19 protein-coding genes and 1 other annotated feature are annotated in these 16370 nt (G+C 49.7%); all 19 genes read left to right on the top strand.

The features are described 5' to 3' along the window. Nucleotides 1-4: 4 nt before the first annotated feature. The 19 genes from KNQ03_RS04905 to KNQ03_RS04815 all read left to right on the top strand — a co-directional run bounded on the left by KNQ03_RS04905 (nucleotide 5) and on the right by KNQ03_RS04815 (nucleotide 16352). Complete coding sequence (locus KNQ03_RS04905) at nucleotides 5-1222, top strand: type II secretion system F family protein (protein ID WP_047393618.1); 1218 nt, start codon at nucleotides 5-7, stop codon at nucleotides 1220-1222. 137 nt (nucleotides 1223-1359) lie between these two features. Continuing rightward, nucleotides 1360-1887: a type II secretion system protein gene (locus KNQ03_RS04900; protein WP_214723742.1), complete on the top strand. Its 528-nt coding sequence runs from the start codon at nucleotides 1360-1362 to the stop codon at nucleotides 1885-1887. 58 nt (nucleotides 1888-1945) lie between these two features. Continuing rightward, nucleotides 1946-2701 carry a prepilin peptidase gene (locus KNQ03_RS04895; RefSeq protein ID WP_214723740.1) on the top strand — a complete coding sequence of 252 codons (756 nt, stop codon included), beginning with the start codon at nucleotides 1946-1948 and terminating at the stop codon, nucleotides 2699-2701. A gap of 18 nt (nucleotides 2702-2719) precedes the next feature. After that, nucleotides 2720-4450, top strand: coding sequence for a type IV pilus biogenesis protein PilM (locus KNQ03_RS04890; protein WP_214723738.1), 1731 nt, complete (start codon nucleotides 2720-2722; stop codon nucleotides 4448-4450). Then, complete coding sequence (locus KNQ03_RS04885; RefSeq protein ID WP_214723736.1) at nucleotides 4447-5169, top strand: YfgM family protein; 723 nt, start codon at nucleotides 4447-4449, stop codon at nucleotides 5167-5169. The genes KNQ03_RS04890 and KNQ03_RS04885 overlap by 4 nt, the downstream gene beginning before the upstream one ends. 107 nt (nucleotides 5170-5276) lie before the next feature. Next, nucleotides 5277-5852, top strand: a complete 576-nt coding sequence (locus tag KNQ03_RS04880) for a Maf family protein (protein ID WP_214723734.1) — start codon at nucleotides 5277-5279, stop codon at nucleotides 5850-5852. A 46-nt stretch (nucleotides 5853-5898) separates the two neighbouring features. After that, nucleotides 5899-6531: a RadC family protein gene (gene radC / locus KNQ03_RS04875; protein ID WP_050677672.1), complete on the top strand. Its 633-nt coding sequence runs from the start codon at nucleotides 5899-5901 to the stop codon at nucleotides 6529-6531. A 162-nt stretch (nucleotides 6532-6693) separates the two neighbouring features. Next, nucleotides 6694-7728, top strand: a complete 1035-nt coding sequence (locus tag KNQ03_RS04870) for a rod shape-determining protein (protein WP_029342258.1) — start codon at nucleotides 6694-6696, stop codon at nucleotides 7726-7728. 14 nt (nucleotides 7729-7742) lie between these two features. After that, nucleotides 7743-8627, top strand: a complete 885-nt coding sequence (mreC, locus tag KNQ03_RS04865; protein WP_058703839.1) for a rod shape-determining protein MreC — start codon at nucleotides 7743-7745, stop codon at nucleotides 8625-8627. Then, a complete protein-coding gene (mreD, locus tag KNQ03_RS04860) occupies nucleotides 8620-9123 on the top strand; it encodes a rod shape-determining protein MreD (RefSeq protein WP_023468949.1) in 504 nt (167 codons plus the stop codon). Before mreC ends, mreD begins: the two co-directional genes overlap by 8 nt. 3 nt (nucleotides 9124-9126) lie before the next feature. Then, nucleotides 9127-9801 carry a septum site-determining protein MinC gene (locus KNQ03_RS04855; RefSeq protein WP_035406484.1) on the top strand — a complete coding sequence of 225 codons (675 nt, stop codon included), beginning with the start codon at nucleotides 9127-9129 and terminating at the stop codon, nucleotides 9799-9801. A gap of 50 nt (nucleotides 9802-9851) precedes the next feature. Beyond that, complete coding sequence (gene minD, locus KNQ03_RS04850) at nucleotides 9852-10655, top strand: septum site-determining protein MinD (protein WP_029342255.1); 804 nt, start codon at nucleotides 9852-9854, stop codon at nucleotides 10653-10655. 63 nt (nucleotides 10656-10718) lie between these two features. Next, nucleotides 10719-12059 (top strand): ribonuclease E/G, encoded by a 1341-nt coding sequence (locus KNQ03_RS04845; RefSeq protein ID WP_064299552.1) that lies wholly within the window; start codon nucleotides 10719-10721, stop codon nucleotides 12057-12059. A 74-nt stretch (nucleotides 12060-12133) separates the two neighbouring features. Next, nucleotides 12134-12203 (top strand) — a sequence feature (ribosomal protein L21 leader region). Nucleotides 12204-12218: 15 nt separating this feature from the next. After that, a complete protein-coding gene (gene rplU / locus KNQ03_RS04840) occupies nucleotides 12219-12527 on the top strand; it encodes a 50S ribosomal protein L21 (protein ID WP_012370978.1) in 309 nt (102 codons plus the stop codon). A gap of 3 nt (nucleotides 12528-12530) precedes the next feature. Next, nucleotides 12531-12869, top strand: coding sequence for a ribosomal-processing cysteine protease Prp (locus tag KNQ03_RS04835; RefSeq protein ID WP_023468945.1), 339 nt, complete (start codon nucleotides 12531-12533; stop codon nucleotides 12867-12869). Nucleotides 12870-12883: 14 nt separating this feature from the next. After that, entirely contained in the window at nucleotides 12884-13162 is a 279-nt protein-coding gene (gene rpmA / locus KNQ03_RS04830; RefSeq protein WP_012370976.1) for a 50S ribosomal protein L27, read from the top strand. A gap of 68 nt (nucleotides 13163-13230) precedes the next feature. Beyond that, nucleotides 13231-13713, top strand: coding sequence for a Spo0B domain-containing protein (locus tag KNQ03_RS04825; protein WP_023468944.1), 483 nt, complete (start codon nucleotides 13231-13233; stop codon nucleotides 13711-13713). Nucleotides 13714-13728: 15 nt separating this feature from the next. Further along, nucleotides 13729-15024, top strand: coding sequence for a GTPase ObgE (obgE, locus tag KNQ03_RS04820; protein WP_149427670.1), 1296 nt, complete (start codon nucleotides 13729-13731; stop codon nucleotides 15022-15024). A 53-nt stretch (nucleotides 15025-15077) separates the two neighbouring features. Continuing rightward, nucleotides 15078-16352, top strand: coding sequence for a hemolysin family protein (locus KNQ03_RS04815; RefSeq protein ID WP_251133635.1), 1275 nt, complete (start codon nucleotides 15078-15080; stop codon nucleotides 16350-16352). The last annotated feature ends 18 nt before the right edge of the window (nucleotides 16353-16370 follow it).

Below are 16370 nucleotides of genomic sequence, written 5' to 3'. Positions count from 1 at the left end.
ACACATGGCAGTATTCATTTATGAAGGTCGGACGATTGCCGGCAAACGAAAGAAAGGTAAGATTACAGCACTGACGAAACGAGAAGCCGCAGAACGGTTGCGGACGGATCAGATCGCTGTGACCTCACTCGAAAAACAAGAATCGAAAGGCTTGAACACTGAGATTACGTTTCTCAGTGCAAAACCGAAAATCGAACATCTCGTCATGTATGCGCGGCAGTTCGCGACCCTCGTGCGGTCCGGTGTTTCGATCGTCAAGGCGACGGAAATTCTCCGGAAGCAGACGGAATCGAAACCACTCGAACGGGCACTCGTGGAGGTCGAGGACGATTTACGAAGTGGGATCCAGTTTTCGCAAGCGATTGAAAAACATCCGCGCGTCTTTGATACGTTCTTCGTCAGTATGGCGATGGCGGGAGAGGCGAGTGGTAATCTTGAGGAAGCGCTCGATAACATCGTCACTCAACTTGAAAAACAATACGAAATCAAACGGAAGGTCATCTCGGCATTGATCTACCCAGCGGTTGTTTCACTTGTTGCCGTTGGCGTCGTCGTCTTCTTGATGATGAACGTTGTGCCGACGTTTGCGTCAATCTTCGACCAGCTTGGCAGTGAACTGCCGTTGATCACGAAACTTGTCGTCGCCGTATCCGACTTCTTCGTCGCTTATTGGTGGGTGATGCTGTTGATTGCATTCGGATTGATTGGCTTACTGTATTTCAATTTAAAAAACGAACGGCAACGTGTATTCTTTGATCGCTTCTTGTTAATGATTCCAGTCTTTGGTCCATTGATTCAAAAATCGCAAATCGCCTTAATGACGCGTGGACTATCGGTATTGTTGAACGCTTCGGTCCCGATCTTGGCATCGCTCGACATTACGGAACGGATCGTCACGAATCGGATCATCCGAAAGGGTATCGCCGGTGCCAATGAAGCGATGTCACGCGGAATTCCGATGCATGAGCCACTTGAGAAAAACAAATATTTTCCACCTCTCGTCACACAGATGATTGCGATTGGGGAAGAGTCAGGACGTCTTGATACGATGTTGACAGAAGTCGCGAACTTTTATGAGACAGAAGTCGAAACGACGACGGACCGATTAAAGTCGATTATTGAACCACTCTTGATCGTTGTCCTTGCTGCCATCGTTGGTGTCATCGTCATTGCCGTCGTTGTACCGATGTTTAAAATTTACTCGGATATTCAAGCAAGTTGACAATTGTAAAAACATTTACCTGTTGTGAAAAAAAGACATAATCTACAAAAAATATGGTGCTACTATAATAGTATTCGTCTGGATAGTATTACCTACTAACCACGCACAGTTAAAAAGTACTAGGGAGGCATAATGAAATGGTAGAACGGTTAAAAGAAATCTGGTTAGATGCAAAACAAATGCGCGATGAGCGCGGACTGACTTTGATCGAGTTACTCGTCGTCGTCGTTATCTTAGGAATCATTGCAGCAATCGCTGTCGTCGCAATCGGTGGTTTGATCGAGAACTCACGTAAGGATGCAGTTGTTTCGGATGCGAAGCAATTAGTCGCTGCAGCAAAACTGTATACATCTTCCAATCCTGTTCAACCAGGTGAAACAGTAAAAGTTGGAGTTAATGACAATAATGATGCTATTGCGGCTAATGATGTTGCTAAAGGTACTGCAGCAGCACCACGTACTGACTCTTTGAAAAAATATATTGATGATATGAAGGATGCATTGAACTCAGATGAAGATTACAAAAATTCATATGTTGTCGTCACTGAGAAAAATGGTTCTTACACATATGCAGTTACGTTAACTAGTAAATCAGCAGATTATACTTATTTCAATGCTTCAGCTCCTTCAGCATTGAAGCGCAGTGGAGTACAAGAAAAGAAATAATCACCACCCCCCTCCTCGGGGGTTTTTTTCTGAACTTTTTTGAAAGGGAGGTCGTGTCATGACGATCGTCTTCACGGTTTATTTTTTCTTGTTAGGCTTACTCATCACGTCGTTTACGAACGTCGTCGGTCTGCGCGTCCCGGTCGGGGAGTCGATCGTTCATCCGCGTTCCCATTGTCCGACGTGTGGACATGTTCTTGGACCGCTCGAACTAACACCGGTACTCGGTTACGCACTACTCGGCGGGAAATGTCGCTCTTGCGGACAGTCGATCTCAATCAAGTATCCAGCGCTTGAATTACTCGGAGGGATTCTCTACGCCTATGCCTTCTGGCAGTTCGGCTGGTCAATGGAACTCGCGTTGACACTCGTCCTGACGAGCTTGTTGTTCATCCTGACAATGTCGGACTTAGCGTACATGCTGATCCCGAATAAAATTTTACTTGTCTTTTTGCCGATTGCCTTGATTGTGCGCTACCTTTCTCCACTCGAAAACTGGTATAATCCAATTATTGGTGGAATCGTCGGGTTCGTTCTATTATTCGTCATATTTCTTGCTTCCCGGCGTGGTATGGGGGCAGGGGATGTCAAGCTGTTCGGACTGCTCGGGATCTTCCTTGGACCGCTTCACGTCGTCATTGCCTTGTTCGTCTCGGCATTCGTCGGTTCCGTTCTTGGTTTAACGTTACTGGGACTCGGACGCGTGAAACGGAAACAACCAATTCCCTTCGTTCCGTCGATTGCCGTCGGAACATTACTGACATATTATTTTGCGGATGATTGGGTATCGTGGTACCTCGATTTACTGCTTTAAGAAAGGAAGAACGTACATATGGCGCAACGGCGTAAAGGTACATATATTTACTTTAATTTCACCGATGTCGCAATTTTCGGTGCAGTCGTCAAAAAAGGCGTCATTAAGCGCCGGGCAGTCGTCGCGCTGCCGCCGGGAACACTGCAAGGAGGCTGGTTGCAACCCGAAGCCTCGCTTGATTTCATCTTTGACGGGTTACTGACGAAGCTGAAAGTACCACGTGGCTCGCAAGCGGTGCTGGCACTCGATGGTTCACTCGTTCTCGCTCGGAAACTTGATATCCCGGAGACGATCGAGACGAATCAAATCCGCGGTTACTTATTCATGGAAATTGGACATAGTATCGTCTTGCCGTTTGAAGAACCGTATTTTGATTACACGGTTCTGGAAGAAGACGGCAAGCGAGAAATCATGCTCTATGCCGCGCCAAACGAGGCGCTGAAGCAATATACGCAACTGTTCAAACAAAAGCATTTACGACTGGTCGCAGCTGAACCTCAACCACTCGCGACCTATTTCGGGATCGAAGCCCATCATCCGGTCACGACAGAAGCCGATACATTATTGATCTGGAATGCGAATGCAACGAACCACCAGTTGATCATCATCGAAGATCACGTTCCGCGTCTGATTCGCTCCGTTGATACGTTTGCGGCTGACGCGTGGGATGTTGATGTCATCGATAATCAATTGCATTATCGTTACCGTTCGGATGATCCGACGGTTGAACTCGTCTTAGACGAGATGTTGCTCGAGTTCTCACGAGTGCTCGATTTCTATCGCTTTTCGCTCGCGCGCGAAGGACGGGAAATCACGAACGTCGTCCTTGCCGGCGACTTCCCGTTCCGTGATGAATTGGCAACGCGTTTCCGGTCGAACTTTGATTTAAGTTTAGACGAAATTCCAGATATGATGACGATCGACGGGCAGTCGATTCCACGGGCCTACTTACCGCTCGCAGGGCTTGCCTCACCGCGAAAAGACCGGATCAACTTGTTACCCGAAAATGACGAAGCACCGAAGTATCCGCTCGTCGCTTCATTGATCCTCTTATTGTTCGGGGGACTCGCCGGTGGCTATCTGTATTGGCAAACCGATCAATTCGCGGACCGCGTCGAATCGACGAACGATCAAATCCAGATCGTCCGTCAGTTGCAGTCGGAATCGGATCAATCGGCGAAACAAGAAGTCGCACAACTTAAACAGACGGTCGAAGGACTTGAAACGACGCCTCGTCCTGCTGTACCAACACTTGAGCGGATTACCCGTTATCTCCCGGAACGCGGTTACATTCTTCAATTCGCCTATGGGGCAGATCATGCCGTGACGATGACGACACAATTCGAGACGCTTGATGAACTGAACGATTTTTATCGCGAGCTACTGACGGATAAAGTCTTCTCAGGAACGAATCTTGCGAGTGTGACGACACGAACGATGAACGAAAAGGCAGACGTCGTCACGACAACGACAGTTGATCCGACGACCGGACAAGAAGTTCCAACGACGGAAATTACACCGTCTGACGATGCCAAGTCAGAAGAACCCCGTTATATCGGACAATTCTCGTTAAACGTCAATCCGACGGAAGTCGTCAAGGGTGAAACGAACGAAGCTGATCCAGAAGTACCAAAAGAAGATCAGCCAGCTGAATCGGAAACGGATAGCTCAACGGAAGTGACTCCTTCGACCGATACAACGACTGATCCGAATGTAACGACTGAAATCGAGGAGGTGCCGGACAATTGAAACGTTATAGTAGCTTCATCCTCCTCGGTCTAACGATTATAATCGTCCTTGGTGCGGTCGGTTACTTAGGTTATACGACCTACACGACGCATCAAACGCTCCAAGAAAAAGAAGCGACGCTGAAGCGAGAACAGATGGTGCTCGAGCAAGCGAAGGCGAATGAACAGAAAGTCGACGTCGCTGAATCGAGCTTCCTCCAGCAAAAAGTCCCGGTGACGGCATCGAACGATGATGTCATCGATGCGATCAATGCGTCGAGTCAGATTGCCGGTGTCAAGGTCCAGTCGATCACGTTTGGTCAGGCGACAGAGACAGCACCGCAGTCACCGGTGACATCAACGCCTGCAGTTGACGGAGCGATGGCGACAGAATCGGACCAGGCTGAAACAACTGCCGCTGCACCGGTCACCGCGAACGCAACGCCACTTCCGGCATCACTAACAGTCGAAGCCCCATCGTATGTTGAACTGATGGCATTCTTAAAACAAATCGAGCGGACGGATCGAATCACGGTCTTACGCCAAATCCAGTTGTCAGGACCGGAAGAACCAGGTCCAGGCAGTGGGACGGTCTTACTTGAGGATGAGATGCTCTCGTTCACAGTCGAGATCGAATCGTATTATCGTCCGGATTTGACGAAGCTGACGCCGGATAAGCAAACCCCACTCGAGGAGAAGACACCGAAGTCGGATCCGTTTGTCGATGTGACAGGAAATTAAGATAAAACAAGTGGTTCCTAGACTGTTAGGGACCGCTTGTTTTTTGTTAGACTAAACGATGACTCGAATTATCCGATTCGAAATTAACGGGAAAGAACGTGATACTGATGATAACGCAACCACACTTGATTCTCGCGTCGGCTTCACCACGTCGGACGGAACTCCTACAACAAATCGGCATTCCTCATGAAGTCGTACCGGCGAATGTCGTCGAAGAAGCACCATACCCGATGTCACCGCATGAATACGTCCGCCATCTATCACAAAAGAAAGCGCGAGCGATTACAGCAGATGGTGTCATTCTGGCTGCCGATACGGTCGTCGCGATCGATGACATGATTCTTGAGAAGCCGGCGGATATTTCTGAAGCGCGGGCGATGCTTGCGCGTCTGTCAGGACGTGCTCATGAAGTCGTGACAGGCGTGACGATTCGCTTCGGAGAGAAGGAAGAGACGTTCGACGTGACGACGCACGTCCGTTTTGGTGCATTACCAGACGAGTGGATGGAAGGCTATATCGCGACGAACGAGCCCTATGATAAAGCGGGCGGCTATGGCATCCAAGCGATGGGTGGTCTGTTCGTCGAGGCGATCGAAGGCGATTATTATAATGTCGTCGGACTGCCGATCCACGAGATCACAAAACGTCTCGCGTCCTTTGAAATCAAGCCGATGTTTGCGTAATCCTGAAACAGAGAGGTCGGATGCTGTGATTGAATGGCCGAAGGATATGGTTCAGTTAAAAGGCTTGGCACAAGCGACGACAGTCGAGTTACTGGCGTGTCTCGTCCGAAGTGGCACGCGCGACCGGACACCGCTTGAAATCGCGGAAGAATTACTGCACATCTATCCTTCGTTGATCGAACTCGAGGCGGCCGGAGTCGGTGGGCTCGAAAAAGCACCGGGGGTCGGGAAGGCGAAGGCACTACAAATCATGGCTGGACTAGAACTCGGTCGACGGCTCGTCACGGAACCCAAATGGGTGCGACCGACGATCCGTTCACCGGAAGACGCCGCCGAACTGTTGTTAGAAGAGATGCGCCTCTATCAGCAGGAACACTTCATCTGCCTGTATTTGAATACGAAAAATGAGGTCGTCTCGAAAAAGACGTTATTCATCGGAGGATTGAACACGTCGATCGTCCACCCGCGAGACGTCTTCCGGGAAGCGATTCGCTGCTCGGCTGCGAACTTCATCGCCGTCCACAATCATCCGTCTGGTGACCCGACGCCAAGTCGGGAAGATATCGAGGTATCCGAGCGGCTCGTTGAGGCGGGACGACTCATTGGAATCAGTTGTCTTGACCACATCATCATCGGGCATGGACAATTTATTAGTATGAAACAGCGCGGATTTATGTAAGAATAACGTCTGAAGGGAAAGTTTCGATTCTTTCCGTCAGACGTTTTTTTGTGTGTTTTCTAAGGCGAACTGTAAACAAGCTGTAACGTTTTAACGCTTTCCAATGAAGGCTTTTCCGTTATAATTAGTGAAGTGTATTCTCAGAGAGGGGTTTTTTGAATAATGTTTGGATCATTCAGCCGTGAAATCGGCATTGACTTAGGTACGGCTAACACGCTTGTGTATGTAAAGGGGCAAGGAATCGTCGTCCGCGAACCGTCCGTCGTCGCCTTCCGTACGGATACAGGGAAAATTGAAGCTGTCGGTAACGCGGCAAAAAACATGATCGGTCGTACGCCGGGTAACGTGACTGCACGACGCCCGATGAAAGACGGGGTTATCGCGGATTATGAAACAACCGCTACGATGATCAAATATTTCATGGATCAAGCTTCGAAGAAAAAAGGCTTGTTCTCTTCTAAGACGAACGTCATGATCTGTGTACCAAGTGGTATCACATCAGTCGAAAAACGTGCGGTCGAAGATGCAGCGAAACTTGCAGGTGCGCGTGAAGCGTACACGATTGAAGAACCATTCGCAGCAGCAATCGGAGCTGGTCTTCCGGTTTCAGAACCAACAGGCTCGATGGTCGTTGATATCGGTGGTGGTACAACAGAAGTTGCTGTCATCTCACTCGGTGGTATCGTCACGAGCCAATCGATCCGTGTCGGTGGTGATGAGATGGATGAGTCGATCATTCGTTACATCAAATCGAAATACAACTTGATGATCGGGGAGCGGACAGCTGAGACGTTGAAAATGACGATCGGTTACGCTCGCATCGATGAAGAGTCAGAAAACGAAACGATGGAAATCCGTGGACGTGATCTCGTCACAGGTCTTCCGAAACAGATTGAAGTCACAAGTGCGGAAATTTGTGACGCACTCTCAGATACGGTCGAAGCGATTCTTGCAGGTGTCAAACACACGCTTGAGCAGACGCCTCCTGAATTATCAGCAGACGTCATGGACCGCGGAATCGTCTTGACAGGCGGTGGGGCACTCTTGAAGAACCTCGACGCTGTCATCGAAGACGAAACACGAATTTTGACACTCGTTGCAGAAAATGCACTCGATTGTGTCGCAATCGGTACAGGAAAATCACTCGAGATGATGAATGTTCTTCGTTCGAAATCAGGCATCTCGCAAAAAAGATAAGGACGGGATGAGCGATGAAGCGATTTTTAAATAATCGAAAACTGCTCATCACACTCCTTAGTTTTCTCCTTTTGGTGATCTTGATCGGGATTTCGCTACAAGGGCGTAACCAATCCCACTGGTATCAAAGCTTCGTGCGTGATACCGTGGGCGTCGGTCAACGCCTTTTCGCGACACCGATTGGCTGGATTGATGATACGGTCACTTCGATTAAAGAAGTGCGTGACGTGTACAAAGAGAACGAACACTTGAAATCACGCTTAAGTGACTATGCCGGCAATGCCGTCAAAGTCCGTGATCTTGAACGTGAGAATAAAGAATTGAAAGACATGCTCGACCTGAACGGATCGATTCGCGACTACAAATTGTTACCGGCAGAGATGATCGGTCGGACATCGTCCGAATGGCAACGGTTCGTCACGATTAACATCGGCGAACAAAAAGGAGTCAAGGCGAACATGGCCGTCGTAACAGCAGATGGACTGATCGGTCGCGTCATCCAGGCGAGTGCTTATACATCCCTCGTGCAGTTGATGTCGGATACAAGTCGGACGAATAACGTCTCGGCAACGGCAGACGACACGAAAGGAAAAGGGGTCTTCGGTACGATCGAAGGCTTTGATGAAGAGACGAAATTACTCAAGTTCACGAAAATTCCGAATGATGCGAAGCTGAAAAAAGGGCAGACCGTCACGACGTCCGGTCTCGGTGGAAAGTATCCGAGCGGAATTGTCATCGGAAAAATCGAGGAAGTGAAAGCCGATCAGTATGGGGCTTCAAAAATCGCATACGTCAAACCGGCAGCAGACTTCGAACAGTTCGGTCATGTCTTCGTGATTGAGCGCGAAGCGAAGGAACCTTTCGCTGAGACCGATAAGGGAGGGGACACTCGTGAATAACGTTAAGTTGTTTTTCGCCGTGTTCCTTCTTTTTATCTTAGAAGGGACGTTGTTCGCGGGACCACTCGGAGATGGTTCGCCGTACGTCATCCATGCGACATTGATCGGTCTGATGTTCCTCGGTCGGTACGGAAAACTTGAACAGGCACTCGGATTCGGACTCGTTTTCGGATTGCTGTATGATTTCGTGTACTCGGATATCATCGGCATTTACTTATTTGCGTTATCCGCCATTCCGCTTTTTAGTAGCTTCGTGCTAAAATATGTAAAGGAGAACGTATTGACGATTCTTGTCACGTTCACGTTCAGTGCCATTTTGTATGAGCTCGATATATATTTCTTCACGGCTTCGGTCGTGGGTGTCGGAGTCTCCTTCCAGGAACTTGCGACACAGATCATTCCAAGGAGTCTGGTTGCGCAGCTGATCGGGATCATCATCCTGTATTATCCGATGACCCGACTCGTGCAGTCGACCCTTGACGAGAAAAGAGGATGAGTCATGATTGAGCGTAAACGTTATGTAACGATGAAAGGTCATCGTGGTGGCCTCGCCGTCTATGTGAATGAAAGGTGCAGTGTGGATGAATTTCTTGACGATTTAGAGTTGACGCTTGCGGACAAATCCGTCGAGAACGGACGCGCCGTACCGATCACCTTCTTCTTCGGTCGACGTTATGTCGATGAAGGGGTGTTGACGGCCGTCGAATCTATCGTCGCGCGACATGATTCCTTCTCTTTCAAAGGCTATGATAGTGAGTGCATCACGAAGGACGAGGCAAAAGCCTTGTACGGAGAGCGAACGTTTCATTACTTCGGTGGAACGGCACGCAGTGGGCACGTATTAGACGTCGAAGGATCGATCGTCATCATCGGAGATATCAATCCGGGTGCGGTCGTCCATGCGACAGGAAGTATCTATTGTCTCGGTGCTTTACGTGGTACCGTTCATGCAGGTAAAGGTGGCAATACGGAAGCCGTCATCGCTGCGAGTGTATTGCAACCGAAATGGGTCGCAGTCGCTGGCACCGTCCACGAAGAACCGGACGACGCACCGATTCCTGCTCTCGATATGGGTTGTGCATTTTTAGGCGAAGACGGGGTGGAATTCTCCCGCCTTCAAACCGTTCCGCTCGCGCGGATGGATCAGTTTGCGATTGATAGTGAAAGAGGGTGACGGATATGGAACAAGTGAAAGAACAGGTACATATGGAGGCGAAGACGAACATGGGACGCGCCATCGTCGTCACATCCGGTAAAGGTGGCGTCGGAAAGACAACGACGACTGCAAACATCGGGACAGCACTTGCATTGATGGGACATTCCGTTTGCCTCGTTGATACGGATATCGGGTTACGTAATCTGGATATCGTGCTTGGTCTCGATAACCGGAGTATCTATAACATCGTTGACGTCGTGACAGGGCAATGTAAATTGCACCAAGCACTCGTCCGCGATAAACGTTTTGAAGAGATGTATCTGTTGCCTGCTGCTCAATCAAAGGATAAGTCCTCCGTCACACCCGAACAGGTGAAGGCAATCATCGATACACTGAAACTCGAATACGACTTCGTCTTGATCGATTGCCCTGCCGGAATCGAACAAGGCTTCATGAATGCAATCGCTGGAGCGGATGAAGCCGTCGTCGTTACGACACCGGAAAAAGCAGCCGTTCAAGATGCGGACCGGATCATCGGGATGCTCGAGCGCTCAGAACGTAACATCGTTCCGAAACTTGTCATCAACCGGGTGCGTTCACACATGATGGCATCAGGTGACATGCTCGACATCGATGAGATCATGCGTATCCTTTCGATTGATCTACTTGGTCTGATCATCGATGATGAAGAAGTCATCGCCGCTTCCCACCGTGGTGTGCCTGTGACGATGAATCCGGATAACCGGGCTGGACTCGGCTACCGGAACATTGCCCGCCGGATTCTCGGAGAATCTGTACCACTGCTTGATTTAAATGAACAACCACAAAAAGGATTCTTCGTCAAATTGAAGAAGATGCTTGGGATGAAATAAGAATGGGAAATTAGACTAGGACGACATCGTCGTGCCTAGTCTAATTTTTTTGGAGGGATCAGTATGCGATGGATTAGTGAACAGACCGCTTCGCTTGAACGATTGGCATTGGTCGAAGGCGGTCGATTAATTGAATATCATGAGCGGATGCGCGACGAGATCCGGGTTGGCACTTTCGTCTATGCCAAGGTCGACCGGTTGCATCCGACGCTCGGAGCAGCCTTTTTGATTGCGACTGACGGCACACCGCTTTACTTACCGCTGAATGAAACGGTGGAAGCACTTCGTCGCTATCCGGACGTACCGACGATCGGACAAGCGGTCCAGGTCGGACAGACGTTACTCGTCCAGGTCGTCAAGGAAGGAGTCGCACCGAAACAACACAAAGTGACGCAGAACATCACCTATGGTGGACGTTATCTCGTTTATTTCCCGTACGGGCGACGCATCCGTTTCAGTCGAAAGCTGGATCTCGTCGTTCAGCGTCAACTGGCGGAGCAATTGACGACGACGGACGAAGAGGGGATTCTCTACCGGACGGAGGCAGCAAAAGCATCAATTGACGAATTGAAGCAAGAGCTTCAGTCATTACGGACACGACATAAAGAACTCATGCAGGCACCGCGTCTTGAACAAGACGAGGCACTGATCGTTCAGGAAGCAAAACGACTTCCACATGTCACCGATGCGCTCGTCATGACGCGTCAGGAAAAGGAACGCCTGGAATTGCTTGGTCTGTCCGTCGAACGGTCGCTACGAAAAGGACGCTTACCTGAGATGGAAGCGATCGATGGCGCAATCGAGAAGGCGATGCAACGGGTCGTCTGGCTTGACGGGGGAGCGTATCTCTTGATTGAAGAGGTCGAGACGATGACTGTCATCGACGTCAACAGTGGGAAGACGATCTCCGTCAAGGAACAAAAGCGGACGTTTGATCAAATCAATGAAGCGGCTGCGGTCGAAGTCATGCGCCAATTACGGTTGCGCAACATTAGCGGTATGATTGCGATCGATTTTTTACGTGGCTCTAGTAAAGGTCAGACACGGGTGACGCAACTCCTCAAAGAACGAGCGGCGCTCGAGACGAAACAAATCGAAGTCTATGGCTTTACGAAGATGGGCTTATGCGAACTGACACGACAACGTCACGGGAAATCGCTACAGGAACGCTCACAGGAATCCGGACAGTGGACGCGATTGAGTGTCTATCGCTTGATTGAACCGAAGTTACTTGAGATTGCGACCTATGCGGAAGCGGTCGTGATTCGCGCACCACGGCATCTGTTGCAAGACGAATTCATCTCTCGTCAACCGCTCGAAGTCCATGTGCTCGAAGGCGATCCAGCGGTCCTGTTCACGGGGTCGTCACAGGACTGTCTCGATTTCATCAAGCGATCGGAATAATCCTTCAGAACAGCATTGACAAGGTAGAAGAACGTTTGGTATTCTGAATAACGTTAGTTCGTTTGGAAGCACCCAAATGACTACAACCGCACAGACCGGGTTTTAAAGCATCCGCTGCCCGTGATGGCGAGTCTGAGTTCCTAAGAGGAGGTGCACGTAATGTACGCAATTATCAAAACTGGTGGTAAACAAGTCAAAGTTGAAGCTGGCCAAGAAATCTACGTTGAGAAATTAAACGCAGACGTCGACAGCACAGTTGAATTTGGTGAAGTATTGATCCTTGGTGGTGACGATGTTAAAGTCGGCGCTCCACTCGTAGAAGGTGCGAAGGTCGTAGCAACGGTCATCAAACACGCTCGCGCGAAAAAGATCACTGTCTTCAAAATGAAAGCGAAAAAGAACTACCGTCGTAAGCAAGGTCACCGTCAACCTTACACGAAGGTCCGCATCGAGAAAATCGAAGCGTAAGCCATGATACGTGTCAAGATTCGACGAGATGAAGCGGAACTCGTCCGCTCCATCGAAGTGACAGGACATGCCGAGTTCGCAGAACCAGGTCTCGACCTTGTCTGTGCCGGCGTCTCGTCGGTGATCTTCGGGGCATACAATGCCATAGAAGCATTACTCGGGCAGGTCCTGCTCCTTGAAATGGCAGAACAACAAGAGGGTGGCTACTTTTATGTAGAACCGTACGCTGACTTAGCACCGGATGTCAGTGAGCGCACCCAATTGTTACTGGAAGCGACTTTGGTCCAACTTGGTACCATCGCTGAAAGTTACGGTGAGTTTATCCAACTTGAACAAGTATAGGAGGTGGATTCCACATGTTGAAACTTAATCTTCAGTTCTTCGCATCGAAAAAAGGGGTAGGTTCGACAAAGAACGGTCGTGACTCGCAATCGAAACGCCTTGGGGCGAAACGTGCAGACGGTCAAACTGTTTCTGCTGGTTCAATCCTCTACCGTCAACGCGGTACGAAGATTCACCCAGGTATGAACGTCGGACGTGGTGGCGATGATACACTTTTCGCAACTGCAACTGGTGTCGTTCGTTTCGAACGTCTCGGACGCGACAAGAAACAAGTCAGCGTTTACCCAGCATAAGGATCGACGAAGCAGACTCTAGCCACTTTCGAGGGTTAGGGTCTGTTTTTTTTAGGAGGGAACGACCGATGGAGGAACAGCAGGTACTTGATCTTTTGAAGACTCTTCGTCACGAGTGGTTGAACCGGATACAACTCGTCCGTTCGTATGGCGCGATCGGAGACGAACAAGCAGTCGAGTCGATCTGTTCGGCGTACCGGGAGCAAGCATCACGGGAAGGGCGTCTAGCGCGAATCGGATTGCCGAAAACCGCACTGGCGTTACTGCAAGCTGAATGGTCAGGCAAAACTGTGACGTATGATGTCATCGGAGCACCCCACATGGAAGATGAGCGGCTGAAGCAACTCGTCGAAGCGGCCATCGCCATGATTGATGTAGGAGTAGGAGAAGTATCCGTGACCTTCCACGAGGGCGTGACCATCGAGATCTATCGGGATCTACTAGATATGTCGCGCCTTGAGGATCTAGTGACGCCGATGGAAATCGAGTCGCAGACGGAAAATGAGTGTGTGATTGAGATTGAAAGTCTTCCGTTTGAGGAAGAGAAGTAAGAGGAGGGATCCGACATGTTTGTCGATCAGGTAAATATTTATGTAAAAGCAGGTGACGGAGGACGTGGGCAAGTAGCGTTCCGTCGCGAGAAATACGTTCCGGACGGCGGTCCTGCCGGCGGTGACGGTGGTCACGGGGCTCACGTCGTCCTCGAAGTCGACGAAGGGCTTCGGACATTGATGGACTTCCGTTACAAACGCCACTTTAAAGCGGTTCAAGGTGAAAACGGTATGTCAAAAGGGATGCACGGTCGTAAAGCCGAGCACCTAATCGTCAAGGTCCCACCCGGTACAGTCGTCTACGATGATGATACGAATGCGGTCATCGCTGACCTCGTCCATCACGGACAACAAGCGATCGTCGCAAAAGGTGGACGTGGCGGACGTGGAAATACACGTTTTGCGACACCAGCCAACCCAGCACCTGAGCACGCTGAAAACGGTGAGCCAGGAGAAGAGAAGTACTTGAAACTTGAGCTGAAGATGCTAGCAGACGTCGGTCTCGTCGGTTTCCCAAGCGTCGGAAAATCAACGATGTTATCCGTCGTTTCAGCCGCACGTCCGAAAATCGGCGCATATCACTTCACGACGATCACACCGAACATCGGTGTCGTCGAAACGGAAGATAGCCGTAGTTTCGTCATGGCTGACTTGCCAGGATTGATCGAAGGTGCAAGTGAAGGTGTCGGACTCGGTCACCAGTTCCTCCGTCACGTCGAACGGACGAAAGTCATCGTACACGTCATCGACATGAGCGGGATGGAAGGTCGCGATCCAATCGAAGACTACAACATCATCAATAAAGAACTCGCGGACTATAATCTCCGCTTAACAGAACGTCCGCAAGTCGTCGTCGCGAACAAGATGGACATGCCAGATGCGGCAGAACATCTTGAAGCCTTCAAGGAAGCTTTCCCAGAGCTTGAAGTATTCGAGATTTCAGCAGCAACACGTCAAGGTTTACGCGATCTGTTATTCCGAATCGCTGACCTCGTCGATGCAACACCAGAATTCGGTCTTGAGGAACTCGAAGAGAAAACAGCGACACCACGTGTCGTCTACGGTTACGAAGCACCAGAAGCTGGCTTTACGATCACGAAAGATGAAGACGATTGCTTCGTCATCAAAGGACCACGCATCGAAAAACTCTTCACGATGACGAACTTCATGCGTGAAGAATCGATTAAACGTTTCGCTCGGACACTGCGTCAAATGGGTGTCGACGAAGAGTTGCGTCGTCTTGGTGCGATCGACGGCGACGTCGTTCGAATCCGCGATTTCGAGTTCGAATTCGTCGAGTCATCATTCTAAGCGGTTCATTCCATTAGGAAACGGAGTGTGAAAGCATCGTGGACCCATTGCCCATGATTTCAGTCGTTTGGTTAATTCCGATTCTCATGTTATCCGCGTTCTTTTCCTCAGCTGAGACGGCACTCGCGAGTGTCAATCGGTTGCGGTTGTTGCACCAATCGGAAGCAGGGGACGCGCGTGCGTCCCGTGTATTTCGCTTACTTCAACGCTACGAAGAGACACTGACTTCGATTTTGATTGGGAATACGATCGTCAACGTCGCTTTTATCTTATTTGGTGGCTGGTGGATCATCCAGTTCGTCGAGACGATCGCAACACAAACCGTTGCCTTTCTTGCGCTGTTTTTTCTGTTGCTGTTGTTCGGAGAATTGATACCGAAGTCGTATGCTCGTGAACATACGGAACGTTACGTGTTATTGATCGGACGTCCACTGCGCTTCTTCTTACTGTGCTTTCGACCACTCGTTTTTCTGTTACTCCGCTTACGTCAGTTTGCGCTTCGGTTGATTGGAGCAGATCCGAAAGGACCGCTCGTGACCGAACAGGAACTCAAGGCACTCGTCGATATCAGTCAAGAAGAGGGGATCATGGGGCTTGCAGAGGCGGAACTCGTTCACCAAGCGGTTGATTTTCAACATGTGACGGTCGAGGATGCGCTGACACCTCGCATGGATATTCAGGCAATCGATATTGATGCGCGGCTTGAAGACATCCTTGCAGAGGTCCAGAAGGGTGGCTATTCTCGTCTACCGGTCTATAAAGATTCGATTGATCACGTCATCGGTGTATTATCGGAGCGGGACTTTCTGCGTGCATACGTGAAGAACGGCTCCGTTGATATCCGAGAATGGATTCGACCGGTATCGTTCGTCGTACCACAGACGCGATTGATGGATTTATTACCGGAACTCAAAGTCAAACAGTCCCACATGGCAGTTGTCCTTGATGAATTCGGAGGTACGGCAGGTCTGATCACCCTTGAGGATATTTTAGAAGAAATCGTCGGGGAGATTTGGGATGAACACGATGAATCATTGGAATATACGAAACGGATTGGTCCAGAGCAATACGAATGTCTAGCAGAGTACGACATTGAAGACTTCTGTCAGCAATTTCAATTGACGATGCCAGACACGGACGCCCAGTCACTTGGGGGATGGATCATGGAGGAGAGCGGACAATTACCGGACGTCGGAACGGCGATGCGTTATGAACGTGTCACGTTGACCGTCTTGCATATCGAAAACCGACGCGTCCGCAAAGTCTTAGCAACGTTCGATCCGCCATCTACGATGCCGGAGACACGACTTGAACCGATTGAACGATAAAAAAACCGCTTATTCCTT

The organism is Exiguobacterium sp. s143, assembly GCF_018618895.1.
GTDB classification, from domain to species: domain Bacteria; phylum Bacillota; class Bacilli; order Exiguobacteriales; family Exiguobacteriaceae; genus Exiguobacterium_A; species Exiguobacterium_A abrahamii.
The sequence above is the reverse complement of the archived record's forward strand: the minus strand, read 5'-3'. Positions and strand labels throughout refer to the sequence as shown.

Excerpts from the sequence above, each read along its gene's own strand:
- KNQ03_RS04905 (WP_047393618.1), top strand. The coding sequence starts at position 5 with ATGGCAGTATTCATTTATGAAGGTCGGACGATTGCCGGCAAACGAAAG.
- KNQ03_RS04900 (WP_214723742.1), top strand. The coding sequence starts at position 1,360 with ATGGTAGAACGGTTAAAAGAAATCTGGTTAGATGCAAAACAAATGCGC.
- KNQ03_RS04895 (WP_214723740.1), top strand. The coding sequence starts at position 1,946 with ATGACGATCGTCTTCACGGTTTATTTTTTCTTGTTAGGCTTACTCATC.
- KNQ03_RS04890 (WP_214723738.1), top strand. The coding sequence starts at position 2,720 with ATGGCGCAACGGCGTAAAGGTACATATATTTACTTTAATTTCACCGAT.
- KNQ03_RS04880 (WP_214723734.1), top strand. The coding sequence starts at position 5,277 with ATGATAACGCAACCACACTTGATTCTCGCGTCGGCTTCACCACGTCGG.
- radC (WP_050677672.1), top strand. The coding sequence starts at position 5,899 with ATGGTTCAGTTAAAAGGCTTGGCACAAGCGACGACAGTCGAGTTACTG.
- KNQ03_RS04870 (WP_029342258.1), top strand. The coding sequence starts at position 6,694 with ATGTTTGGATCATTCAGCCGTGAAATCGGCATTGACTTAGGTACGGCT.
- mreC (WP_058703839.1), top strand. The coding sequence starts at position 7,743 with ATGAAGCGATTTTTAAATAATCGAAAACTGCTCATCACACTCCTTAGT.
- KNQ03_RS04855 (WP_035406484.1), top strand. The coding sequence starts at position 9,127 with ATGATTGAGCGTAAACGTTATGTAACGATGAAAGGTCATCGTGGTGGC.
- minD (WP_029342255.1), top strand. The coding sequence starts at position 9,852 with ATGGGACGCGCCATCGTCGTCACATCCGGTAAAGGTGGCGTCGGAAAG.
- KNQ03_RS04845 (WP_064299552.1), top strand. The coding sequence starts at position 10,719 with ATGCGATGGATTAGTGAACAGACCGCTTCGCTTGAACGATTGGCATTG.
- rplU (WP_012370978.1), top strand. The coding sequence starts at position 12,219 with ATGTACGCAATTATCAAAACTGGTGGTAAACAAGTCAAAGTTGAAGCT.
- KNQ03_RS04835 (WP_023468945.1), top strand. The coding sequence starts at position 12,531 with ATGATACGTGTCAAGATTCGACGAGATGAAGCGGAACTCGTCCGCTCC.
- rpmA (WP_012370976.1), top strand. The coding sequence starts at position 12,884 with ATGTTGAAACTTAATCTTCAGTTCTTCGCATCGAAAAAAGGGGTAGGT.
- KNQ03_RS04825 (WP_023468944.1), top strand. The coding sequence starts at position 13,231 with ATGGAGGAACAGCAGGTACTTGATCTTTTGAAGACTCTTCGTCACGAG.
- obgE (WP_149427670.1), top strand. The coding sequence starts at position 13,729 with ATGTTTGTCGATCAGGTAAATATTTATGTAAAAGCAGGTGACGGAGGA.
- KNQ03_RS04815 (WP_251133635.1), top strand. The coding sequence starts at position 15,078 with ATGATTTCAGTCGTTTGGTTAATTCCGATTCTCATGTTATCCGCGTTC.